Source organism: Petralouisia muris (assembly GCF_004793545.1).
Lineage (GTDB): Bacteria > Bacillota > Clostridia > Lachnospirales > Lachnospiraceae > Petralouisia > Petralouisia muris.
The window spans coordinates 81,811-106,278 of sequence record NZ_SRYA01000011.1 but is presented as its reverse complement, the minus strand read 5'-3'; the positions used below and the strand labels follow the sequence as shown (position 1 = coordinate 106,278).

The window sequence follows — 24,468 nt, the reverse complement described above, 5'->3', positions numbered from 1 at the left end:
TAAAAATAATTTGTATAGGCAGGGGCAAAACAAAGTCCGGAACCTATTGACAAACCAATTTAATATGCTAAACTTATTTAGAGCGCGTTGGAAATCCATTTCCGCCATATGGCGGGAAGCAATTCCAAAGAGTGGACAAGGCAGTTACAACAGGAAAAGGCAGGTTACGATACATGGAAAGACAGGCATTATCAATTTTGGTTGAGAATACGCCGAATGTACTCAGCCATGTGTCCGGTTTATTCAGCCGGAGAGGGTATAATATTGACAGTATTTCGGCCGGCGTGACGGCAGATCCCAGATTTACAAGAATCACGATTGTATCAAGCGGCGATGAGCTGATTTTAGAGCAGATTGAGAAACAGCTTGCCAAGCTGGAGGATGTTGTGGACATCAAGAAGCTGGAAAATGGAAGTTCCGTATGCAGGGAGTTGATTTTGATTAAGATCCGTGTAAAGAATACGGAGCGTCAGGCAGTAATTTCCCTGGCAGAGATTTTTAAGACAAAGATCGTGGATGTGACCAATGATTCCATGATGATTGAGCTGATTGGAAGTCAGAGCAAGTTAGACGCATTCCTGGAACTGTTGGAAGGCTATGAAATACTGGAACTGGCAAGGACTGGAATTACTGGGCTTACCAGAGGATCTTCTGACGTGAAGATGTTTGACTGAAACACAGGTATGATCCGCATTTGCGCCGTATTCAGTGACAGTGCAGATACGATATTATAAATATTTTAGGAGGATAAGAAAATGGCAAAAATATTTTATCAAGAAGACTGTAACCTTTCTTTATTAGATGGAAAGACAATTGCAATTATCGGTTATGGCAGCCAGGGACATGCTCATGCATTAAATTTAAAGGAATCCGGGTGTCATGTAATTATCGGGCTGTATCAGGGCAGCAAGTCCTGGGCTAAGGCTGAAGCTCAGGGCTTTGAGGTGTTTACAGCAGACGAAGCTGCGAAGAAAGCAGATATTATTATGATCCTGATCAATGATGAGCTGCAGGCAGATATGTATAAGAGGGATATCGAACCGAATCTGGAAGCAGGCAATATGCTGATGTTTGCCCATGGATTCAACATTCATTTCGGAGCAATTGTTCCTCCCAAGGATGTAGATATTACTATGGTTGCTCCTAAAGGACCAGGCCATACCGTTCGAAGTGAATATCAGGAAGGCAAAGGAGTTCCCTGTCTGGTTGCAGTGGAGCAGGATGCTACTGGCAAGGCGCAGGATATTGCCCTGGCATATGCATTAGGAATTGGCGGCGCAAGAGCAGGCGTTTTGGAAACCACATTCCGTACGGAGACAGAGACAGATTTATTCGGCGAGCAGGCAGTGCTCTGCGGCGGCGTATGCGCATTGATGCAGGCAGGATTTGAGACGCTGACAGAAGCAGGCTATGACGCAAGGAATGCATATTTTGAATGTATCCATGAGATGAAGCTGATTGTAGACCTGATTTATCAGTCCGGCTTTGAAGGAATGAGATATTCTATTTCCAATACGGCAGAGTACGGTGATTATATTACAGGGCCGAAGATTATCACAGAAGACACCAAGAAAGCAATGAAGAAGATTCTTTCTGATATTCAGGACGGAACCTTTGCGAAGGATTTCTTGCTGGATATGTCTCCGGCAGGACGTCAGGTTCATTTCAGAGCCATGAGAAAGCTGGCAGCCGAGCATCCTGCAGAAGCAATCGGCAAGGAAGTGCGTAAGCTCTATAGCTGGAATAATGAGGAAGATAAATTAATCAATAATTAATCAAAATAACTGTGGTGCAATGCAGGCGTCCCTGGCAAAGTTTTCTGTCAGGGACGTTTTGCATTCTGTCACAGGAAACAAAAATATGATCTGCAGATCTGTTCAGCCAAGCGGGGTTATGCCGGTTTGCCTCCTTGGCGCTGGATTCAGAGAGGTTTTGAAACTGTGCTGCAGGATTCATAAAAATCAATAAAGTGCCTGAGGGAACTGGAAATTTTCACATCTTTGTTATAGGCAAAGCCCACAAACCGTTTATCAATAGGGATTTCAAGGGGAATTTCCAATAAGACGCCTGTTTTCAGTTCGTTTTGGACGAAATTGCGGATGACGCAGCCTGTTCCAAGGCTGATTTTGGACATCTCTATTAAGAGATCCATATTAGAGACCTCTATTACGTCCTGGGCAATGATGCGGCTGTTTTGAAGATATTCATCAATATATTGGCGTGTCATATTCTCACGGTCTAAAAGCAGCAGGGTGGAATGCTTCAAAAGCTGATGCTTTTCCACGCCGCGGATTTTCAGATTATGGAGATAATCTTTGGTGGCTACGAAAATATCTTCGATTTCCTGAACGGGATAAAAATCAATATTTTTGAGTGTTTCCGGCTGCCCGATTAGTCCGATGTCCAGTTTGCCTTCTTCTAACAGCTTTAATGTCTGGTTGGTGGAATGGCAGGCAATGGAAATATTGATATGGGGGAATTTTTTAATAAAATTCCGCAGATAAGGGAGTAAAATATATTTGCACAGGGTAGCGCTGACTCCAATGGTAAGGTTTCCCATGCCAAGGGCGATGGAACGGCGCAGCTTGTCTTCTCCCAGTGTCAGCGTTTCAAAGGCGGATTTGACATGGGTATAGAGCAGCTGGCCTTCCGGAGTCAGGGTAACGCCTCTGGAACTGCGCTCAAACAGCCTTACGCCAATGTTTTCCTCCAGTTTTTGGATGGATTTGCTGATGGCTGGCTGGCTGATATACAGTTCTTTGGCAGCTTTGGAAATATTTCCGGTATTGGCAACTGCATAAAAAATCCGATAAGAAGAAAGCGTCTGCTCCATAGTGGTGGTCTCCCTATATACCCATGAGCCAAATGATTTGCCAACAGGTTTTTGCTCTTTCAAGAAGAATCGTAAATCACTTGGCAAATAAATATGCGCTCGAGTATAACTTTAATTTATAATAATTATATTTAATATGTATTTCTATTATATCATGACATATGCTAGAATAGCAAGCAGAAAGAGAAACAGGAGGATTGAAATATGGGAATGACAATGACTCAGAAGATTCTGGCAGCAGCGGCAGGGCTTCCGGAAGTAAAAGCCGGACAGCTTATAGAGGCGAATTTGGATCTGGTGCTTGGGAATGATATCACTGCGCCGGTAGCCATTCATGAAATGGATAAGTTTACGGCAGACGGGGTATTTCACAAGGATAAGATTGCACTGGTGATGGATCATTTTGTACCTAATAAAGATATCAAATCTGCCCAGCACTGCAAATGTGTCCGGGAGTTTGCCTGCAAGCATGAAATCAGCAATTATTTTGATGTTGGGGAAATGGGAATCGAGCATGCCCTTCTTCCGGAAAAAGGCCTTACGGTAGCAGGAGACGTGATTATCGGCGCAGACTCCCATACCTGCACCTACGGCGCATTGGGAGCCTTTTCCACAGGCGTGGGAAGCACGGATATGGCGGCCGGAATGGCAACGGGCAAGGCATGGTTTAAGGTGCCCTCTGCAATCAAATTCAACCTGACTGGCAAGCTTTCGAAATGGGTCAGCGGGAAAGATGTGATTTTACATATTATCGGCATGATAGGGGTAGACGGAGCATTATACAAATCCATGGAATTTACCGGAGACGGGATCAGCAGCCTGTCCATGGATGATCGGTTTACCATTGCCAACATGGCGATTGAAGCAGGCGGCAAGAATGGGATTTTCCCGGTGGATGAAAAGGCAGTTTCTTATATGAAAGAACATTCTGACCGGGAATTTAAAATATACGAAGCAGATGAGGATGCAGTGTATGATGAAGAGTATACCATTGATTTAAGCGCTCTGAAGTCTACTGTGGCGTTCCCGCATCTGCCGGAGAATACAAAGACCATTGATGAAGTGGGAGACATTGCCATTCAGCAGGCAGTCATTGGTTCCTGCACCAATGGACGCCTTGAGGATCTTCGTACAGCAGCGGAGGTTTTAAAAGGAAAGAAAGTGAAAAAGGGCGTCCGCTGCATTGTAATTCCGGCAACACAGAGGATCTATTTGGAAGCGATGGAGGAGGGGCTGCTGAGGACTTTTATCGAAGCAGGCGCCATTGTAAGCACTCCCACCTGCGGCCCCTGTCTGGGAGGATATATGGGAATCCTTGCAGAAGGAGAGCGGTGCGTCTCCACCACCAACCGTAACTTTGTAGGGCGTATGGGGCATGTGGATTCAGAAATATATTTGGCAAGTCCGGCAGTGGCTGCAGCCAGCGCAGTGACCGGCAGGATTTCAGCGCCAGAAGAATAGGAGGGAAAGAGAGAATATGAAAGCCAGCGGAACAGTTTTTAAATATGGAGATAATGTGGATACCGACGTAATTATACCAGCGAGATACCTGAATTCTTCCGATCCGAAGGAATTGGCGGTTCACTGTATGGAGGATATTGACAAAGAGTTTGTCAGCAAGGTGCAGCAGGGAGATTTGATTGTGGCAGATAAGAACTTTGGATGCGGATCTTCCAGGGAGCATGCGCCTATCGCCATCAAAGCTTCTGGGGTGAGCTGCGTCATTGCAGAGACCTTTGCACGGATTTTTTACCGGAACGCCATCAATATAGGCCTGCCGATTATTGAATGTCCCGAAGCGGCGCAGGGCATTGAAAACGGGGATGAGGTGGAAGTGGACTTTGACAGCGGTGTAATTACCAATAAGACAAAGGGAACTGCCTTTCAGGGACAGGCGTTCCCGGAGTTTATGCAGAAGATTATCAAGGCAGAAGGCTTGGTGAACTATATTAATCAGAAGGGATAGACAGTTTCTTTAAGTAATTGATATATTTTTCTGAAATTTTTGTGCGGCTGTAGATTTCGGCATATTCACGGGGAGAGTAAGGCTCCAGATAATTCATCTGAAAATTTTTGGAGATTCCGTGTTTTTTTGCCAGATCTACAGCTTTATTGTAAGCAATTGCAGCTTTTTCTTCCGAACGGTAGGTTCCTACCGTGTAATTTCCATTGATATGAATTTGTACTTTATAAAGCTCCCCATTGGATGAGGTGATTTTTTTCACGCCGTAGTACCGATTGACTACAATAATATTAGAATACCGGAAATCTGTGGAATCTTCGTTGGCGAAATAGTAGTCCCTGCCGGCAACTGCATAATTTTTAATGCCATAACGGGAAAGAATATTAATCTGCATCCCGTAATCGCTGACAAAAAGATGTCCCTGCCGGCGCATAATTTTGTGGCTGGAATAATAAAAAAGATCGTCAATGTCGAATTTTAGCTCGTCTGATTTGGAAATATAGTAAATAAAATAATTATTCCTCAAATAGATAGGATTTTTAAAATAAATAAGATTATCCCGAAAATTCAACAAAGAAATCACTTTACTAAAACTTAAAATAGTTGGCAGAGAGAAAGCGTCTTCAAAGGAGACAGAACTGTCCTGCAGCAGCCGAACAGCTTCCTGATAAGCAAGGTTTGCTTTCTCTTCGGTATCGAAGCTGCCCAGAGATATATGCTTACTGCGAAAAGTGATACTGGCGCGATAATAGGCAGTTTTGTTTTTTTTGTAGGCTATGTAAACACCTGGCAGCATAGTACCCTCCATAAATTATATTTCCATGTATTTTTTTGTGAAAAAAATACAAAATAAGTATATCACAAAACGAAAGAAACGCAAGTTTTTGGGATACTGAAAATGGAATGGTAAATTATGGGAAAGTCAAATGGAAAAGAGGAACGAATATGTTGACAATTCAAAACTTACTAAAGAATGTATATTGTTACATTAAAAATATATCCAAAAAATCCTATCGGAATTGCGCAGTTCTTGTTTCCGGTTTTTCGGTATTTGCGATGGTTTCCTTAAATACCCATGGATTTGGCGGTGCAGGAAAAAACAGAAGCGTAGTGGAATGCAGCAATATGCAGGGAGCAAAAGGGGAGATTCAGTCAGAGAATTCGGAGCAGGAGAGCGTGGCGGCTATCGGAGATTTTGCATCCTCCTGCAAGCAGGCAATAGAATCAGAACAGAGTAAAATGAAAGAGGCGAGAGAAGCAGAGATTCAGAAACGGGAGGTAACGGCAGTCTGTGCCAGTGTGGAGCCAGTTCACAATGAAATGCAGCAGCTTCCGGTGAACCCATACGGCGATATTTCCATTTCTGAGGAAGATTACGAAGCGCTTCTTCGAATTGTACAGGCAGAGGCAGGCGGAGAAGACGAGCAGGGAAAAATCCTGGTGGCAGAGGTGATTTTAAACCGGGTGCTGGCAGAAGATTTTGCTTCCACAGTTTCTGATGTGATTTTTGAAAAGAGCGGCGGAAGCCCTCAGTTTGCGCCTACTGCAGATGGAAGATATTACTCTGTGGAGGTAACCGGCAGTACGGTAGAAGCAGTGGAAAAGGCTATCCATGAAGAAGATTTGTCTCAGGGCGCACTGTTCTTTTCTGCCCGAAGAAGGGCAAATCCTTATGATATGGCGTGGTTTGACCGTAATTTAACCTGGCTTTTTCAGTATGGCGGGCATGAATTTTATACACTTCCCTGATATTTTTATGCGCTGCTGCATTAAAATTGTATAGCATGCAGATTGACATGAAAGAGGAAAACTTTTATAATGAGGGGTGTCCCGAAGCAGGGACGCCCTTTTTTGTGATACATGGGCGTCTGAGGGGCGGCATGGGAATCTTCCCGACTGAGGATGGTTTCTTTTCAATCTTAAGATACGAAGAATAATAAAAGGGTGGAATAGAATTATGCTGTATGTAAGTACGAGAAATGACCAAGAGAAAGTAACGGCTTCCCAGGCAATTTTAAAGGGTCTGGCAGAAGACGGGGGATTGTTTGTGCCAGAGGAGATTCCTTCTCTGGATGTGCCGGTGGAAAAGCTGGCGGACATGACCTATCAAGAGACGGCTTATGAAGTGATGAAGTTGTTTTTTACGGATTTTACAGAGGAAGAGTTAAAGCAGTGTATTGCAAGGGCTTATGACGGGAAATTTGATACCGAAGAAATTGCTCCGTTGAAGAAGGCAGGTGACGCCTATTTTCTGGAATTATTCCATGGGGCAACCATAGCCTTTAAGGATATGGCTCTTTCAATTCTGCCTCATCTGATGATTGCTGCTGCAAGGAAGAACCAGGTGAAGAACGATATTGTGATTCTGACGGCTACTTCCGGAGACACTGGCAAAGCAGCCCTGGCAGGATTTGCCGATGTAAAGGGAACGAAAATTATCGTCTTTTATCCCAAAGACGGCGTAAGCCCCATCCAACAGAAACAGATGGTGACCCAGCAGGGGGAGAATACCTTTGTGGTGGGGATTCACGGTAATTTTGACCAGGCACAGACCGGAGTGAAACAGATGTTTTCTGACAAGGAGTTAGAGAAAGCCATGGAAGAGACAGGATATCAGTTTTCTTCCGCCAATTCCATTAATATTGGCCGCCTGGTTCCTCAGATTGTGTATTATGTATATGCTTATGCAAAAATGGTGCAGAGCGGGGCTATTCAGACCGGAGAGCTTATCAATGTGACTGTTCCCACAGGTAACTTCGGCAACATTTTGGCGGCTTTTTATGCAAAAAATATGGGGCTGCCCATTGGAAAGCTGATTTGCGCTTCTAATGAGAATAAAGTGCTGTATGATTTTTTTGCCACAGGCGCCTATGACAGGAACCGTGAATTTGTGCTGACTTCTTCTCCTTCCATGGATATTCTGATTTCCAGTAACCTGGAGCGTCTGATTTACTGGATTGCGGGAAATGATGCAGAGAAGAACCGCAGTCTGATGAAATCTCTGCAGGAAGAGAGCAGATATGAGATTAGCGCTGAGATGCGCAGTCAGCTTTCGGAATTTTATGGTAATTATGCTGGTGAGAATGAAACATCATCCATGATTCGGGAGACTTACCAAGAATTCGGATATATTATGGATACCCATACGGCGGTTGCAGCAGCAGTTTATAAGAAATATCGGGAAGAGACAAAGGATGCGGCTAAGACTGTGATTGTCTCTACGGCAAGTCCTTATAAGTTTACCAGAAGCGTTATGACTGCCATTGATGAGAAATACGACAGCAAAGCAGATTTTGAGCTGGTGGACGAACTGGCAGCGCTGTCCGGGGTGAACGTGCCCAAGGCCATTGAAGACATCCGCACTGCGCCGGTGCGTCATACGCGGGTATGTGAAGTCAATGAGATGCAGGCCGTTGTGAAAGAGTTTCTACATATGTGATTTCCCTGGAAATATGGATAGAAGCGGAGCATAAGCATGTTTTGGATCTGTTTCTCCCAAAAAGATATCTCTCGCAGAATTCCTTGCTTTTTGGCATGGACTCTTCTGCAGGAGATGTCTTTTTTCTTGTTGATTCTTCTATTTTAGGGCGCAAAAGTCCCTTGTTGCTGATTTTGGAAACGCTCTTTTTCCTTATGCAGCTTTCTCCTCGACTTTCCCTTCTGGCGGTTGCCACATTTTTGCAACTCTTTATGGAGCTGCTGGATCTCCGGATTTTTCTGGCCCTTCTTATAAGCTTCCTACAGCCGGAAAGATATTATTGCGTTTTTGTCATTTATAATGCGAAATATTCAATTCACTTTTTTAAATTAATGTGCTTTAATAATGTTGAAAAAGCAGAAGGCTTTCTATATCAGAAAGGAGACAGATAGGGATAGGATATTGTTTTTAACAATAATAAGATCGGTTAAAGTTTAGGAGGAAAAAATGATACAACGGTAACAAAGATAAATCCGCTTGGAACGGAACGGATTGGAAAACTGATACTTACATTTGCTGTTCCATATCGGTTATGGCGGTTACAAATAACATACTGGTATCCTATGGCGCACAGTCGAAATATGGCGCAGAAATTCCCCTGATGATCATAGGCATTACCATGAAGGTGAACCAGATTGTTTCTGCTGTCCTGCTTGGACTGGCAACAAGCGCGCAGCCCATTTGGGGCTACAATTACGGCAACGGGCATTTTCTTTCAGGCAATCGGAAAGCCAACCCCGGCAACCGTCCTGTCCCTGTCCCGGCAGATTGTCTATCTGCTCTCGGCAACCTTATTGCTGCCGATGGCATTAGGAGTGGAAGGAGCGTTGTGAGCAGGCCCGCTGGCAGATGTGCTGGCGTTTATCACAATCCTGGTCATGCTGAAATTATACTGGAAAAAAATTTAGGAGGTAGCTATTTATGCAGGCAAAAATCATTACAATCAGCAGGCAGTGTGGGAGCGGCGGGCACAGCGTCGGAAGCGAACTGGCAAAAAGGCTGGATGTGCCATTTTATGATAAGGAGATCATTGAACTGGCAGCAAAGGAAAGCGGATTCCATCAGGGATTTATTGAGGAAAAAGAGGAACATATGAACAGCAGCGTATTCGGCATTGAGGGATGTGTTTCCATGATAGAAGATGCCTGCAGGGGTATGCATCCAGAGCTGTAAATTTCTGACGGAGGAGCCGGATTTATTTACGGGGACGGTGATGGATAATATCCAGTATGGAAAGCTGGATACCTCAGAGGTAGAGGTGATAAAGGCTGCAGCGCTGGTCAATGGTCAGGTGGTATTGATAAATTGCAAAACCGAATTATCACGATGTGATAGATTACCAACAGAAATGTGATTTTTTGATGCTGTGAGTATGGAATATTTTGATTATTAAAAAGGATTGAGCATGTTGAGAGCGTTTAAGAAATTGCTATAAAAAAGTTGACGATAGGGGAGTGCTTAGTGCATAGTCTTTGAGACTGATGGAAGAACTTGCGAAGATATTTACGATGAAAAAATATTGGGAATATAAAGTGCGGTGGTGGTAATAGAGACCACCGCAAGAGAGGATATTTACTGCCTTTATCACATTTTACCCCAATAGTTTGTTAGTTTCTGCATAAAGGAATTTCTTCTCGTTCGGCTTAATAATAAATGTTCTCCTTTTACTATGGCACAGTTATTTTCTATTGCCTCCACATGTTCCAGATTGATTAAATACCTGTTATTTCCACGGGAAAAATGGGTCTGGGTTAGAAGCTCTTCCACATTTTTCAGCGTTCCATTAGATAAGTAAATTCCATTTTTGGTATGGTATATCAGATTGTGACCTTTGCTTTCTATATAATAAATATTTGATGTATATTCACGTTTAATGCCGCCTTTCACAGGAATTATAATATATTGTTGATTTGTTTTTTGCAATCTGACAATTGCGCGTTTCAATTTCTTGTGCAATACAAAGTAAGAAACTGGCTTTAAGATATAATCTAAAGCACCTACTTCATATCCGCGTATTGCATATTGTGGTATGTTCGTAATAAATATAATGATTACATCAGAATCTTTTTTGCGAATTTCTTCAGCAGCAGTCATTCCATCAACAAATTTCATCTGTATATCCATTAAAATGATATGATACTGTGCTTTATAATTTGTGACGATATCGCATCCATCTCGGTACACCTTAATAAGGAAATCTTCTTTTTCCTCTTTTTTGTAGGTTTCTAAGTACTGCAGCAGTTTAGAAACGTATCGTTCATCATCTTCTACGACAGCTATTTTTATCATTTTAACCTATTCCCCCATTCTTTTTAAATTAGGAAATATTCACAAATATTATAACAAAAAAATTATGTTTGTACAATGAGAAATAAATATAGGGTATTGTGAAAATTATACAAAAAAGTTTTATGAGTGTCATAGGGTGAATCATAATATGTTGTCAAAGAAAAGGAGGGTGAGCGTAAATGGTCAGAATAGCTGTTGTAGAGGATGATAATTCATATGTTGGAGAATTGACAGAATATTTGAAAAGATATCAACAGATCTGTGAGGAAAAATTAGAGATAACCATTTATCAGGATGGGGATGAGATTACGTCCAGCTATAAAGCACAATTTGATATTATTTTAATGGATATTCAAATGAAATTTGTAGATGGAATGACAGCGGCAAAGGAAATCCGAGAAATAGATTCAGAAGTAATTATTATTTTTATTACAAATGTTTCACAATATGCAATTCGTGGATATGAAGTAGGTGCCTTAGATTATATTTTAAAACCTGTGTCTTATTTTGTATTCAGTCAAAAGCTGACACGAGCAATGGAAAGGATTAAAAAGCTGGAAAAAAAGGATATTATTATTCAGACTAAGGATGGAGTGGCACGTTTAAATGTTTCGAATGTACAGTATATAGAAAGTTTTGATCATAATCTGGTTTTTCATACAGAAGAAAAAGATTTTATTTCAAATATGACAATGAAATCTATTGAAAAAGAATTAAATAATTCGACTTTTTCACGTGGAAACCATTGTTATTTTATTAATCTTGCACATGTAGATGGGATAGAGGATGGTTGTGCTGTTATAAAAGGAAAGATGCTTCAGATTAGCCGTTCGCGAAAAAATGGATTCATGAAAGATCTAACAAAATATTGGGGGAATGAAAGATGAATATGGGAGATATCAATTCTATTTTACCAGATATACCCAGATTTTATACGGCACTGGCAGAATGGCTGGCTTGCATGCTATGCATTTTAAGGATGAGAAGAAGAATAAATAGTTGGAAACTGGTGGCAGTATCCGCAGTTGTGTTGGTATTGCAGTCCTTTTTTTTGATTCTGACTGATAATCAGGAAGACTTTTTGTGGATTGTGTGTATGGCAGTTGCGGTTGGGATTATGTATATTTTCATTTTTGCCTGCTGCAATTTGAGTGCAAAGGATGCGGGTTACTGTTGTGTGCGTTCCTTTGTGCTGGCAGAGTTTATGGCATCGTTAGAATGGGAAATAGAATGTTTTTTCTATATATCCGGAAATCTTTATTATCCGCACAATGATTGACTTTGGCGGCGTCGCCATACTATACGCATACCATGTTCAGAGAATTAATCTGCGTATACGCTATGAATTTGAAAGTATGCAGAACATATTACATAATCAATATATTCAGTATCAGCGCTCTCAGGAAGCAATAGAGCTTATTAACTATAAATATCATGACTTAAAGCATTATACTCTTGCGCTTAAGATGGAAGAAAATGAACAGAGGAGACGTGATTATCTGAACCAGTTGGAAGAAGAGTTAAAGGGTTATGGAATGCAGTATAAAACCGGAAATAAAGTGTTGGATGTACTGCTTACTTCAAAAAACTTAAGTTGTGCAAAAAAACAGATTGTTATGACCTGTGTAGTGGATGGAACATTATTCGATTTTATGGATAACATTGATATCTGTTCTATATTTGGCAATGCACTGGATAATGCCATAGAATGTGAGGAGAAATTAGAATTGGAAAAAAGACTAATTGAAGTGGCTGCTTTTTCGCAAAAAAAATTTCTGATCATCCGATTTGAGAACTATTACGAGGGCGAACTTGAGTTTTCGAGAGGATTTCCGCTTACGACCAAAAAAGAAACACAATTTCATGGATACGGTTTAAAAAGCCTTTGTTATACAGTTCGAAAATATGGTGGAGAAACGGATATATCCGCACACGATAATTGGTTTAGCTTAAAAATATTAATACCAATGTAATAGAAACAGATATGTCATGGATGGGCAAAATGTATAAAAAAATACATTGTAAATCATACATATTGTATATATAAACTGCAAATTATGCAAAAAAAACGACAGGTTACGGTGAAATATGTACAACAAAAGAAACCATGTTATAATTTCAAAAAGTTTTCAAAGAAAAAGGAGGAGAAAAAGATGGTTGATTTTTTGGCAGATATACTGCGGCCAATTGTTACGAGTTATGGAGTTAGTGAAGCGGATTTGCAGACTTATCTTACACAACTTATCGGATATGTGTATGTTATGCTTGCAGCACTGGTTGTGATGATAATTGTGTTGATTGCAGCGGTGAAGGTGAAAAAGGCTTAAAGCATATTGTCCGCTGGCAGGCTGTGCTGGCATTTGTGGCAATTGTTGTAATTGTAGTGAATGTCATTTGCTATGGTCCGATGTATGGGAATGTTTCCGGATTTCTGAATGCAGCAGATGTGACATTAAGTGATGATACAATAGCAAATAGCAGGGACATGATACAGGGTATTGGAGAAGAGGGGTTGGTTTTGGCAAAGAATGAAGGACTCCTGCCTTTGGCTCCAGATGTTAAGAAACTGAATGTATTTGGATGGGATTCTACAAATCCATTATTTGGCGGTACAGGTTCCGGTTCTTCCGACGCTTCAACGGCAGTAGGGATTCTTCAGTCATTTGAGGATGCTGGATATGAGACTAATAAGACGTTGACGGATATGTATGTTTCTTATCGTGCAGAGAGACCGACACTTGCGATGGGGACACAGGACTGGACCCTTCCAGAGCCTACAGTAGATGCATATACGGATGAAATTATGAAGGAAGCAAAGGATTTTTCTGATACGGCAGTTATCGTAATCGGTCGTCCTGGCGGTGAGGGGGCAGATCTTCCAATTGACATGAACGCTGTTATTAAAGGAACGTACAATCCGGCAGAAGAGATTTCAGCAGCACCGGATAATTACAATTATTTGAATGCTACATATACAAATAATGGTGATTACGATGATTTTGAGGAAGGGGAATCTTATCTTGAACTGTCTAAAACAGAAGAAGATATGGTGGAGAAAGTTTGTTCTGAATTTAATAAAGTGATTGTCATTATTAATGCAAGTAATGCAATGGAATTGGGATGGGTAGATGAATATGAGCAGATTGGTGCTGTGATTTTGGCTCCACCAGGTGGCGCTACAGGATTTTCTGCATTAGGAGAAATCGTAAATGGTTCCGTAAATCCATCAGGAAAAACAGCGGATACTTATGTTAAAGATTTATTTAAAACGCCATATATTAATAATATTGGAAATCATGCATATACAAATGTGGATGATTTGAAAAAACAGATTGCGGAGGCAGATTCTGCTTATGAAGGAAATATCGCATTTGTTAATTATGTAGAAGGGATTTATGTAGGATATAAATTTTATGAGACAGCGGCTGAAGAAGGTCTGATTAAATATGATGATTATGTACAGTATCCGTTTGGTTATGGATTAAGCTATACAACATTTGAAAAAAAGATGGAAAACTTTAAAGATGATGGGGATTCCATATCTTTCGAGGTGACTGTTACAAATTCTGGAGAAGTTTCCGGCAGGGATACCGTCGAGATTTATTACACTCCTCCGTATAATAATGGCGGAATTGAGAAAGCTTCTGCGAATTTGATTCAGTTTGAAAAGACAGAAGAGTTAGAGCCGGGGGCGTCCCAGACAGTTTCTTTTGTAATCAATAAGGAGGACATGGCTGCTTATGATTCTGAGGGAATAAAGATAAAAGGAGGAGGATATATACTGGAAGCTGGGGAATATATCATATCAGTGCGTTCGGACTCCCATACAGTAGAGGCAGAAGAAAAGTTTATGGTACAAGCAGATATTGATTATAGTAAGGATGGGCGTTCCAGTGATGTTGAAACTGCTGCGAATCAGTTTCAGGATTATGCACGTGGAGACTTTGTGCAGCTTTCCAGAGCCGACAGCTTTGCAAACTATAAGGAAGCTTGCGGAGAATTAAAAGAAGAGCAGTATGTAATGTCTGACGAAATCCGGGCAGCAATAGAAGAAGATGCAGTTGGAATTTACGACGGAACCTTGTATAACGAGGACTCGGATGAAATGCCGGTGATGGAAGCTGATAATGGTTTGGTGCTTTATGATATGGTAGGACTGGATTATGATGATCCAAAATGGGAAGAACTGCTGGATCAGATGAGTTTCGATGATATGGCAACTTTGATTAATGTAGGAGGATGGCAGACAGCAGAGGTGAAATCAATTGGTAAAATTGCAACCAATGACTGTGATGGTCCAGCCGGATTGAGTCACTTTATTACAGGGGCAAAAGGTACCGCTTATCCTTCGGAAGTATTGATGGCGCAGACGTGGAACAAGAAACTTATGTATGAAGCAGGACAGACAATGGGACAGGAATATAAAGAGGTCAGTAATTATGGCTGGTATGGTCCGGCTATGAATACGCATCGTTCTGCTTTTGCAGGACGGAATTTTGAATATTACTCAGAGGATGGCGTTCTTGCAGGGTATCTGGCTGCGAATGAAATTAACGGTGCGGCGGAGCATGGCGTATATGCATATATCAAACACTTTGCAGTTAACGACCAAGAAACAAATCGATGCGCTTTCTTATTGACATTTGCTTCTGAACAGGCAATTCGGGAGGTATATTTGAAGCCGTTTGAGCTGGCAGTAAAGGGTTTTGAAGGGAAAGCGCTTGCTGCAATGTCTTCATTTAACTTTATTGGTACGGAACCAAGTTGTGGCAATGAACATTTATTGAATAATGTTTTACGAGGCGAATGGGGCTTTCTAGGAATGGTTGAATCGGATTTTGATGGTTCATATGGATATATGATTACCGACCATTGTATTCGAAGTGGGAATGATTTAATGCTGGGATTTGGCACTGTTGAATCTAATGTCCTGTCAGACAAGAGTGCTACAGCTGTTAAGGCTATGCGGCAGGCAAGTAAGAATATTCTTTATACGGTTGTGAATAGTGGCAACTATGCAGGGGATGAGGATCCAGCAGGCGTTATGACAAATATGACAAAGTTATTTATTGCGTTTGATGTAAGCGCTGTGTTGATTATTCTTGCAGTGGAGGCAATACTGATTCTTCGCTATTTGAAAAAGAAAAAGGTTGTTTCAGAAGAATAAACGATAAAGAAGTGAATAAAAAGAGAAGCAGGAACTTCTGTGTGGAAGGGGGAAAGTTGCGATGGCAGCTTATACAGCTACCACAGCATCGCCCCCTTATTTATATAGTCATTAAAAAAAGAAGGTGAGAGATTTGGATATTAAGAATATGGTTCAAAAAATGAGTCTGGAAGAAAAATGTTATTTGCTTTCTGGAAAGGATTTTTGGCAGACCCGTTCTGTAAATCGGATGGGAATTTCGAATGTGACGCTTTCTGACGGACCTCATGGGATTCGAAAACAGGAGGGAGCGAGTGATCAGCTTGGTTTAAATGGAAGTGTGCCGGCTACTTGTTACCCTACAGCAGCTACAATTGCTAACAGCTGGGATCCGAAACTGGGAGAAGAAATTGGATCCTACCTCGGAGCAGAGGCTTCATCACAGGACGTCTGTGTGTTGCTTGGACCTGGACTTAATATAAAGAGAAATCCGTTGTGCGGGCGTAATTTTGAGTATTTTAGTGAAGATCCGTATTTGGCAGGAAAAATGGCGGCAGGGTATGTGAGAGGTATTCAGTCAAAGGGGGTTGGAGCGTGTCCTAAACATTTTGCAGTGAACTCACAGGAGCTCCGGCGTATGGCAAGTGATTCTGTTGTGGACGAAAGAACCCTTCGGGAAATTTATCTGACTGGTTTTGAAATTGCAGTGAAGGAGTCGAAACCAAAGTCGATTATGTCTTCCTATAATCGTGTAAATGGAGTTTATGCGAATGAAAATGAGCATCTTCTTCAGAAAATTCTCAGAGATGAATGGGGATTTGATGGTTTTGTGGTATCGGATTGGGGAGCCTCTAACGATCATGTGGCAGGCGTAGCAGCAGGCTCCCATCTGGAGATGCCGACTACAGGAGGAGATTCTGATGAAGAATTAATCCAGGCAGTAAAGGCTGGAAAACTGGATGAAAAGCTTTTAGATCAACGTGTGGAAGAGCTTTTAGATGTGATTCTGCCTCTGCGCGAAGCAGTGGATAAAGTTAAAGGCAAAAAATTTGATATTGAGAAGCATCATGCTATGGCAAGGAAAGCGGCAGAACAGAGCATTGTGCTTCTAAAGAATGAAAATCATATCCTTCCCCTTGCTGCAGGGAAAAAGGTGTCTATTATTGGTGATTTTGCAAAAACGCCTCGTTATCAGGGGGCAGGATCCTCTGTCGTGAATCCCACAAAACTGGAATCTACGTTAGATGTAATTCAAAATTTCCCGATAGAGTTCTTAGGATTTGCGGTGGGATATCATAGAACTGGAGCAGCGGATGCTGCGCTTGAAAAAGAAGCGACAGAATTGGCAGTAAAGGCGGATGTTGTGCTTTTGTTTATTGGACTGGATGAAATATCGGAGTCCGAAGGCTTAGACCGTAAGCATATGAGACTTCCGGACAGCCAGATTAGGCTGCTTGAAAAGATTGCGTCTGTAAACAAACATGTGGTTGCAGTACTTGCCGGAGGAGCTCCCATTGAGATGCCATGGATTGATAAATGTGAAGCGGTAATTCATGGATATTTAAGCGGACAGGCAGGTGCAGGAGCCATGCTGAATGCTATTACCGGAAAGGTTAATCCGTCTGGAAAGCTGAATGAGACATATCCATTGAGATATGAGGATGTTCCGTCTGCTCCATATTTCCCTTCTAAGGAACGTAATGCGGAATATAGAGAAGGATTATATATAGGCTACCGATATTTTGAAACGGTAGGAAAGAAAGTATTGTTCCCGTTCGGATATGGGCTGAGTTATACCACATTCCAGTATAGTAATTTGAACTTAAGTGAGACAAAAGCAGTTTTTGATATAACAAATACTGGGGATAGGGATGGTGCGGAAGTAGCACAGCTTTATATCAGTGCAAAATGTAGTGGAGTGTATCGTCCAAAGAAAGAATTGAAGGGTTTTACTAAGGTATTCTTAAAGGTTGGAGAAACGAAGACGGTAGAGATACCAATAGACAGGGATGCATTTCGTTACTTTAATGTGAAGACTAACGAATTTGAAATTGAAAGCGGGGAATATGAAATATTAATTGGAGCCAGTGCGTCGGATATTCGGTTGTCTGAGACGGCAGATATCATAGGGACAGGAGCCTCTTTGCCGTATGATATGCGACTGCTTAAGGATTATGCCTCTGGAGATATTACACAGATATCCGATCAGGAGTTTGAAACACTTTTAGGGCATAAGATACCGAACGGGCATTGGACTGGAAAGCTTGACCGTAATGACGCGATTTGCCAGATGTACTACGCAAAAAGCGGACTAGCAAGGATGATTTATAGGGTTATGACAAATATTGTGGATAAAAGCATGGCTAAGGGGAAACCAAACCTGAATCTGATGTTTAATTATAATATGCCGTTTCGAGCGATTGGAAAGATGGCAGGTGGAATCTGCAGTCAGGAAATGGTAGATGGGATTGTAACGATTGTAAACGGACATTTTTTCAAAGGATTTGGACAGGTGATCGGTGGCTTTTTCCGACAGCAAAAGGTCAGAAAAAGGGCAAAGGGCATGAATTAAAGTATCAATGGAGGTAGAACTCATGAAAGAAAACGCATTTACAAAGTGGTGGGGAGGATTTGCAGATAAACACCCCGGTGCAGCCAAGTGGATCCGTGAGGGAGGCCTGTTCTTCTTATTCAGTAACCTGGTAACCGTATGGCAGTATGTTTTAATTCAGTTTCTGCCAGGAGTCTTTTCAGCTTACAAAAACGTGGAGTGGATGTGGCCGGGAGTTCGGATGGAACTGTTTGGAGCGTCCTTTACCTTCAATGTTCTTGGCTACAGCGTGGCAGATGGAGGGCTCGCCTACTTTATCGGCTATCTGATCGCAACGTTTACAGCTCAGTGTATCAATTTTCCACTGCAGAGGAATATCACCTTCCGCAGCCATGGGAAGATTCCGCCGCAGATCGTGGGATATTTCGTCGGATGGGTTGGTGTGACCTTGGTGGTCAATTCCATTAACAGTATCTGGGTCGGCGTGGCCGGAACATTGGGAGTGCCGGATTTTATTTACAACATTATTACGACGGTTCTGACCGGAGGTGTGTCTATGGTGATTTTCTTCGTTGTCAATAAGATTATTTTCCCGGAGGGAGAGGCGAAGAAGGCTGAGAACTAGAGTTGAATATACATATATAGAGGAGAAAAGCAATGAAATATACAGCAGTTGTCTTTGATCTTGACGGTGTTGTTTGTTTTACAGATAAATATTATTATCAGGCGTGAAAGGCGCTGCAGATGAAGAAGGAATCTATTTTGATGAACTGATAATTGAATGCACCAATTTGCTGTTTCAGATCCAGGAAGGTGCATTTGATCTGGAGCCAGTAACTGTAAAGCCGGATAACAGACAGTGGATCCAGTGTCAGGCTGGTGCCTGCCATTAAGAGATACAAGAAAAAAGACATCTCCCGCAGAAGATTCTATGCTGAAAAGCACGGAATCCTGCGGGAGATGTCTTTTTGGAAGAAACAGGTCCCAAAAATGTCATTACCCGATAGCCCCTTCTTTTTAGCCAGCTCTTGCAGACAAGTTACTGTAAAGTATTGCCCGTTCTCATATGGCTGCCAGGCAGCAGTTTCTTTAGGAAGATGTGATAGAGAAAATAAAGTTCACAGTTCCAAAAGAATAGATCACCGGCAGCAGATAGCATGGACATTCCGTTGACAGTGCAGTATTTTCGTGACATGCAGGCGGCTGCAGATGCAATTCCAATGTGTAATCATTGGACATATTTACAGAATACAGACCATTGTGCAGGTTCAGAAAATCTTCCATGGAAGCACTGACATATTCGTCAAATTCCTCAAATTCTTCATCCACATATCTGCCTGCAAAGGCAATTGCAGTCTCGGAATCCATATCCAGTGCGGACAGGAAGGAAAAAGTACCGTCGATCATCTGAGATACGCAGTAATTTGTAGGAACTTCCGGCAATGTCATAATATTCAAAGGAGTAAAATCTTCTCCGATGAAACGTACCAGGTTGTTAAAAAGGAGCGTAATGTAGGTAATAATATTCTGTGTATCTTGCAGATCATCCGGAAGATACAGGTCAGCCAGCAGTTTATCCAGCATTGTTTTCTGTTCTTCCATCATATCCAGCTCATAAATCTCATATTCAGATTTATATTCCGTAATTAAATTCTCCAATTCAATATGTGTTACTATTTTCTGATCCACCAGAATCTGTCCCAGCAGCATATAGTTGGGAAGCTGTAGGGTCAGAAGTTTGTCCACTTGTTCAGGAGTGAGATAACCCAGTTCTACGGCAAGCTCTCCGAACCGTTTGTCATAGTGGGTCTGGGTAATGTAGACGTCTGCGACTTCACTTGCTGACATATAACCGGAATGGATTGCCAGAGTACCGAATTTCTTGTGGGTAGAGGATTGAACCTTCAAAGCCTCAATCAGCTGTTCAGGGGTGACAACCCCTTTATTAAGCAAAAAATTACCAAAAAACTGCGTATGCATAACTCTTATCTCCCTTCAAAACGCCCTTTTAAGATTTCTGCAATAGCAGAAGAAGAGAAAGGCTTTTGTACAAAATCGCGTGCTCCTTCTAAAATCGCATTTTTCAATTGCGTCTGTGTGCCCACAGAGGACACAACAACAATATAGGCTTTCGGGTCAAAGCTGCGGATGTCGCGGATTGCCTCTACGCCGTCTTTGACTGGCATAACAATGTCCAGGAATGAAAGATCCGGCTGGTGCTCTTTGTAGAGCTCAAAAGCTTCCTGTCCGTTGGATGCTTCGATAAAATTGTCATAGCCACATTTTTTGATGATGTCCTTTAGCTGTTTCCGTGCCAGAACAGAATCATCGCAGATTAATATTTTTACATTTTCCATTCGAATCGCTCCTTGCTGATTGATTTAGATATTCTAATTTTACACTATGTGGTTGGAAGTTTCAATCTTTTCTTTTATATAAATTCCATTTGCATTACTTTTCGACAACGTATATAATAATTTTTACCTTAAATACAATAATTTAAAGAAAGGAAAAGCGCAATGTTGGTACTATTTGATGTAATTATATTTATTTATGGAATCTATACTATTTATTCTTCCGTCAATATGAAGAGAACCGGACAGCTGAATAGTTGGTTTACCGGAACTGCGAATACTTCCATCCGGGACGCCAGGGGATATATCGACTATATGTATGGAAGAACCATCGTAATGGGCGCAATGGCGGCTCTTTATGGAGCGGCAGCATTTATCAATGATTATGTAACGCCCCTGACCGGAGTTATGCGGGCTTTGGTATTGCTGTTTCTGACTGTGTGCATTTGGTTCTATTTTTCCGTAAACCGGGCAAAACAAAAATTCTGGTGATTATCGCTGATCCATGGGAATGTATTCCCTGTGCGCCTGGACATTCTTGTAGGCAGGGCGCATAATCTTGCCGTTGTAGCTTAATTCTTCCAGACGGTGGGCGCTCCAGCCGGAAATTCTTGCGATGGCAAAAATAGGAGTATAAAGCTCTAAAGGAAGGTTCAGCATGCTGTAGGCAAATCCGGAGAAAAAGTCTACGTTGGGACTTACGCCCTTGTAAATCTTGCGCTCCTTTGCAATAATCTGCGGCGCAAGCCGTTCCACAGTGGAATAGAGCGCAAATTCTTCCTCCCGTCCCTTTTCTTTGGAAAGCCGTTCCACGAAAGTACGGAACAATTCTGCCCTTGGGTCGGACAGGGAGTATACAGCATGGCCCATACCGTAGATCAGACCAGCCTTGTCAAAGGCCTCCTTGTGGAGAAGGGCAGTCAGGTAAGCGCTGATTTCTTCCTCATCGTTCCAGTCATGGAGATGCTGTTTCATATCTTCGAACATTTTTACCACTTTGATGTTGGCGCCGCCGTGTTTTGGACCCTTCAGAGAGCCCAGAGACGCCGCAATGGCAGAGTAGGTATCTGTTCCAGAGGAGGATACCAGATGCGTGGTAAAGGTGGAATTATTGCCGCCGCCGTGCTCCATATGCAGGATCAGTGAAATGTCCAGAAGCTTTGCCTCCAGTGGAGTGTATCGGCTGTCCGGACGCAGAACATGTAAAATAGTCTCTGCGGTGGACAATTCTTCTCCAGGCGTATGAATGAAAAGGCTGGCTCCGTCATGGTAATGGCGGTACGCCTGATATCCATAAACGGAAAGAAGCGGAAACAGGCTGATTAATGTCAGGCACTGACGCAGTACATTAGGTATGGAAATATCGTCTGCCCGATCATCGTATGAGTAAAGGGTAAGGACGCTTCGCGCCAATGTGTTCATCATATCCTGGCTGGGCGCTTTCATAATAAAATCTCTTACAAAGCTTGTGGGCAGTGAGCGGTATTTTGCAAGCTGTCCCCGGAAAAAGTCCAGTTCTTCCCGGTTCGGGAGCTTTCCAAACAGAAGAAGGTAGGTGCTTTCCTCAAAGCCGAAATGGGAATTGTCGGAAAGTCCACGGATAATATCCTTTACATTGTAGCCCCGGTAGTACAGATTTCCAGGTGCAGGAACAGATTCGCCATTTACCATTCTGGTGGAGCAGACATCGGAAATTTCCGTCAGTCCTACCAGGACGCCCTTTCCATTCAGGTCGCGGAGTCCTCTTTTGACATCGTATGTTCCGAAAAGTTCCGGATTAATGGTGGCAGCCTGCTGATTTAATTCTGCCAGCCGGGTGATTTCAGGTGTGATTTCGCAAAAATAGTTTGTATTCGTGTTTGTGCTCATAAATTCCCCCTTTGAATCTATTTTCATTTTAGTAACAAAAACCCACAATATTAGGTTATCATACCATACTTTTTGTTTTTGATACAAGAAAAATATCTTGATTTTACGAAAAGTTCATACTTTATTTAAAAAATTTATATAATTTTTGAGGATTTTTTCATAGATTTTTTCCAGAAAATAGTTTAAAATAATGGCATAGCAGAAGTTTTTACAAAGAAAGACAAAAAAAGATTGACAAAGAAATAACAAAAGGCTATGCTATATGGTAGAGAACTTTAAAATTTTAAGGAGGAAGATAAAAAATGGCAACAAAGGCATATTATCCAAGAACAGAGATTGGGCCGAACAAAACTGGTTTTGCTAAGACCCGCTCTATTATTGAAGCCGCATTCTACGGTAACAATGTAGTAAAGGTGAACACCCTGAAGGAAGCATATGAGCTTGCTAAGAATTCTCCGGGAACTGTTGTAACAGACATGCCTGTATACAAAGGAGAGGAGTTTGGCTTAGAGCCTGATGCTAAGGTATTATTGTTCAATGACGGTTCCATTACAGGACGTTATGCTCCGGCAAGAAGAATTACTGGCAAACCAGGCGTGAATACCACAGAACTGGATAAGATTTTGATGGATGCGGTTTATGATACCAGATGGAAAACCATGTACCATGCAGAAGTATTTATCGGCCTTGATCCGGAATTTATGGTGAAAGCACATCTGTTGATTCCGGAAGGAGAAGAAAACCTCCTTTATTCCTGGATGCTGAACTTCCAGTATATGTCTGATAACTATGTAAAGATGTACAAATCATCCAAACTGTATGAGAATGAGCCGGATATTTATATCTTCTCAGATCCTCAGTGGGTTGGAACAGATAAAACGGATATTTCAGATCCCAACTGCTTATGCTATTTCAACACAGATACCAACTGTGCAGGAATTCTGGGTATGAGATATTTCGGAGAACATAAGAAGGGCACTCTGACCCTGGCATGGGCTTTGGCTAACAGAAATGGTTATGCTTCCTGCCATGGCGGACAGAAGGAGTACACCTTAGAGGATGGTTCCAAGTATGTTGCTGCTGTATTCGGATTGTCCGGATCAGGTAAGTCTACGCTTACACATGCAAAGCACAACGACAAATATCCGTCTATCAAAGTGCTTCATGACGATGCATTTATTATCAATGCAGAGACCTGCTCTTCCGTAGCGTTAGAGCCTACTTATTTTGATAAGACAGCGGATTATCCGACCGCATGTGAAGATAACAAATTCCTGCTGACTGCCCAGAACTGTTCCGCCACTTTAGACGAAGAGGGCAAGGTAGTTCTGGTAACAGAAGATGTGCGTAACGGTAACGGACGTGCCATTAAGTCCAAATTATGGTCTCCGAACCGTGTGGATAAGATTGAAGCGCCGGTGAACGCTATTTTCTGGATTATGAAAGATCCTACCATTCCGCCGGTAGTAAAATTAAAAGGAGCTTCTCTTGCTTCCGTTATGGGAGCTACTTTAGCAACCAAACGTTCTACTGCAGAAAGGCTTGCAGCAGGCGTAGATCCCAACGCATTGGTGGTAGAGCCTTATGCGAACCCATTCAGAACTTATCCTTTGGTGAATGACTATGAGAAGTTCAAATCTCTGGTGGAAAGCAAGAATGTAGACTGCTACATCATCAATACCGGTGAATTTATGGGCAAGAAAGTTCAGCCGAAGGATACCCTTGGCGTACTGGAAGCTATTGTTGAGAAGAAAGCAGATTTCAAACCATGGGGACCGTTCTCTGATATTGAAATCTTTGAATGGGAAGGATTTGTGCCGGATCTGTCTGACAAAGAGTATGTAGAGCAGTTAAAGGCTCGTATGCAGGACAGATTGAATTATGTTACAAATCTGGACGAGGCAGAAGGCGGATTTAATAAGTTGCCGGAAGATGCTGCCGCTGCAATTAAGAAAGTTGTGGATGAAGCAAACACATTATAAAGC

24 protein-coding genes and 1 pseudogene are annotated in these 24,468 nt (G+C 42.0%); 19 read left to right on the top strand and 6 right to left on the bottom strand.

What is annotated here, in order from left to right:
- The first annotated feature begins 173 nt into the window (after positions 1-173).
- A complete protein-coding gene (ilvN, locus tag E5329_RS07290) occupies positions 174-674 on the top strand; it encodes an acetolactate synthase small subunit (protein WP_135988903.1) in 501 nt (166 codons plus the stop codon).
- A gap of 81 nt (positions 675-755) precedes the next feature.
- Entirely contained in the window at positions 756-1,775 is a 1,020-nt protein-coding gene (gene ilvC / locus E5329_RS07285; protein ID WP_135988902.1) for a ketol-acid reductoisomerase, read from the top strand.
- 146 nt (positions 1,776-1,921) lie between these two features.
- Here ilvC and E5329_RS07280 read toward each other — a convergent pair whose 3' ends face one another.
- Positions 1,922-2,833 (bottom strand): LysR family transcriptional regulator, encoded by a 912-nt coding sequence (locus E5329_RS07280; RefSeq protein WP_135988901.1) that lies wholly within the window; start codon positions 2,831-2,833, stop codon positions 1,922-1,924.
- Between the two features lie 204 nt (positions 2,834-3,037).
- On the opposite strand from E5329_RS07280, the gene leuC reads away from it, so the two are divergent.
- Together leuC and leuD are read left to right on the top strand one after the other, a co-directional pair.
- Entirely contained in the window at positions 3,038-4,294 is a 1,257-nt protein-coding gene (gene leuC / locus E5329_RS07275; RefSeq protein ID WP_135988900.1) for a 3-isopropylmalate dehydratase large subunit, read from the top strand.
- Positions 4,295-4,310: 16 nt separating this feature from the next.
- Positions 4,311-4,799, top strand: coding sequence for a 3-isopropylmalate dehydratase small subunit (gene leuD / locus E5329_RS07270; protein WP_135988899.1), 489 nt, complete (start codon positions 4,311-4,313; stop codon positions 4,797-4,799).
- On the opposite strand, the gene E5329_RS07265 is transcribed toward leuD, so the two are convergent.
- Complete coding sequence (locus E5329_RS07265) at positions 4,783-5,592, bottom strand: AP2/ERF family transcription factor (RefSeq protein ID WP_135988898.1); 810 nt, start codon at positions 5,590-5,592, stop codon at positions 4,783-4,785. The two genes, leuD and E5329_RS07265, sit on opposite strands and share 17 nt — an antisense overlap.
- Positions 5,593-5,741: 149 nt before the next feature.
- Here E5329_RS07265 and E5329_RS07260 point away from each other — a divergent pair, with 149 nt between their 5' ends.
- From E5329_RS07260 to E5329_RS07240, 5 genes are all read left to right on the top strand, one after another.
- Positions 5,742-6,545, top strand: coding sequence for a cell wall hydrolase (locus E5329_RS07260; protein WP_168356546.1), 804 nt, complete (start codon positions 5,742-5,744; stop codon positions 6,543-6,545).
- Positions 6,546-6,753: 208 nt separating this feature from the next.
- The gene (gene thrC, locus E5329_RS07255; protein WP_135988896.1) at positions 6,754-8,235 is read left to right on the top strand and encodes a threonine synthase; all 1,482 of its coding nucleotides are present in this window, start codon (positions 6,754-6,756) and stop codon (positions 8,233-8,235) included.
- A 692-nt stretch (positions 8,236-8,927) separates the two neighbouring features.
- Positions 8,928-9,107 carry a hypothetical protein gene (locus E5329_RS07250; RefSeq protein ID WP_135988895.1) on the top strand — a complete coding sequence of 60 codons (180 nt, stop codon included), beginning with the start codon at positions 8,928-8,930 and terminating at the stop codon, positions 9,105-9,107.
- 88 nt (positions 9,108-9,195) lie between these two features.
- Complete coding sequence (locus E5329_RS07245) at positions 9,196-9,447, top strand: cytidylate kinase-like family protein (protein WP_275443094.1); 252 nt, start codon at positions 9,196-9,198, stop codon at positions 9,445-9,447.
- Between the two features lie 40 nt (positions 9,448-9,487).
- Positions 9,488-9,628 (top strand): hypothetical protein, encoded by a 141-nt coding sequence (locus E5329_RS07240; protein WP_168356545.1) that lies wholly within the window; start codon positions 9,488-9,490, stop codon positions 9,626-9,628.
- Between the two features lie 230 nt (positions 9,629-9,858).
- Here the strand turns inward: E5329_RS07240 and E5329_RS07235 are convergent, their stop codons facing one another.
- Positions 9,859-10,563 carry a LytR/AlgR family response regulator transcription factor gene (locus E5329_RS07235; RefSeq protein ID WP_135988893.1) on the bottom strand — a complete coding sequence of 235 codons (705 nt, stop codon included), beginning with the start codon at positions 10,561-10,563 and terminating at the stop codon, positions 9,859-9,861.
- Positions 10,564-10,742: 179 nt separating this feature from the next.
- Between E5329_RS07235 and E5329_RS07230 the strand changes: the two genes are divergently transcribed.
- From E5329_RS07230 to E5329_RS32110, 8 genes and pseudogenes are all read left to right on the top strand, one after another.
- A complete protein-coding gene (locus E5329_RS07230) occupies positions 10,743-11,450 on the top strand; it encodes a LytR/AlgR family response regulator transcription factor (RefSeq protein ID WP_135988892.1) in 708 nt (235 codons plus the stop codon).
- The gene (locus E5329_RS31590; RefSeq protein ID WP_330572020.1) at positions 11,447-11,842 is read left to right on the top strand and encodes a hypothetical protein; all 396 of its coding nucleotides are present in this window, start codon (positions 11,447-11,449) and stop codon (positions 11,840-11,842) included. The genes E5329_RS07230 and E5329_RS31590 overlap by 4 nt, the downstream gene beginning before the upstream one ends.
- A 76-nt stretch (positions 11,843-11,918) precedes the next feature.
- A complete protein-coding gene (locus E5329_RS31585; protein WP_330572019.1) occupies positions 11,919-12,536 on the top strand; it encodes an ATP-binding protein in 618 nt (205 codons plus the stop codon).
- A 180-nt stretch (positions 12,537-12,716) separates the two neighbouring features.
- A complete protein-coding gene (locus E5329_RS30530) occupies positions 12,717-12,890 on the top strand; it encodes a hypothetical protein (RefSeq protein WP_275443093.1) in 174 nt (57 codons plus the stop codon).
- 35 nt (positions 12,891-12,925) lie between these two features.
- A complete protein-coding gene (locus E5329_RS07220) occupies positions 12,926-15,730 on the top strand; it encodes a beta-glucosidase (RefSeq protein ID WP_275443092.1) in 2,805 nt (934 codons plus the stop codon).
- A gap of 148 nt (positions 15,731-15,878) precedes the next feature.
- On the top strand, positions 15,879-18,281 hold the full coding sequence (locus E5329_RS07215) for a glycoside hydrolase family 3 C-terminal domain-containing protein (protein WP_135988927.1): 2,403 nt from the start codon (positions 15,879-15,881) through the stop codon (positions 18,279-18,281).
- A 22-nt stretch (positions 18,282-18,303) separates the two neighbouring features.
- Positions 18,304-18,885 carry a hypothetical protein gene (locus E5329_RS07210; RefSeq protein ID WP_135988891.1) on the top strand — a complete coding sequence of 194 codons (582 nt, stop codon included), beginning with the start codon at positions 18,304-18,306 and terminating at the stop codon, positions 18,883-18,885.
- Between the two features lie 32 nt (positions 18,886-18,917).
- A pseudogene (locus E5329_RS32110) lies at positions 18,918-19,036 on the top strand (beta-phosphoglucomutase); the annotation flags it as partial.
- A 313-nt stretch (positions 19,037-19,349) separates the two neighbouring features.
- Here the strand turns inward: E5329_RS32110 and E5329_RS07200 are convergent.
- On the bottom strand, positions 19,350-20,240 hold the full coding sequence (locus tag E5329_RS07200) for a chemotaxis protein CheX (protein WP_135988890.1): 891 nt from the start codon (positions 20,238-20,240) through the stop codon (positions 19,350-19,352).
- Positions 20,241-20,245: 5 nt separating this feature from the next.
- Positions 20,246-20,617 carry a response regulator gene (locus E5329_RS07195; RefSeq protein ID WP_275443091.1) on the bottom strand — a complete coding sequence of 124 codons (372 nt, stop codon included), beginning with the start codon at positions 20,615-20,617 and terminating at the stop codon, positions 20,246-20,248.
- Positions 20,618-20,779: 162 nt separating this feature from the next.
- Here E5329_RS07195 and E5329_RS07190 point away from each other — a divergent pair, with 162 nt between their 5' ends.
- The gene (locus E5329_RS07190; RefSeq protein ID WP_135988888.1) at positions 20,780-21,106 is read left to right on the top strand and encodes a hypothetical protein; all 327 of its coding nucleotides are present in this window, start codon (positions 20,780-20,782) and stop codon (positions 21,104-21,106) included.
- Here the strand turns inward: E5329_RS07190 and E5329_RS07185 are convergent, their stop codons facing one another.
- Positions 21,107-22,483, bottom strand: coding sequence for a citrate/2-methylcitrate synthase (locus tag E5329_RS07185; RefSeq protein ID WP_135988887.1), 1,377 nt, complete (start codon positions 22,481-22,483; stop codon positions 21,107-21,109).
- Positions 22,484-22,785: 302 nt separating this feature from the next.
- Here E5329_RS07185 and E5329_RS07180 point away from each other — a divergent pair, with 302 nt between their 5' ends.
- Positions 22,786-24,465 carry a phosphoenolpyruvate carboxykinase (ATP) gene (locus E5329_RS07180; RefSeq protein WP_135988886.1) on the top strand — a complete coding sequence of 560 codons (1,680 nt, stop codon included), beginning with the start codon at positions 22,786-22,788 and terminating at the stop codon, positions 24,463-24,465.
- The last annotated feature ends 3 nt before the right edge of the window (positions 24,466-24,468 follow it).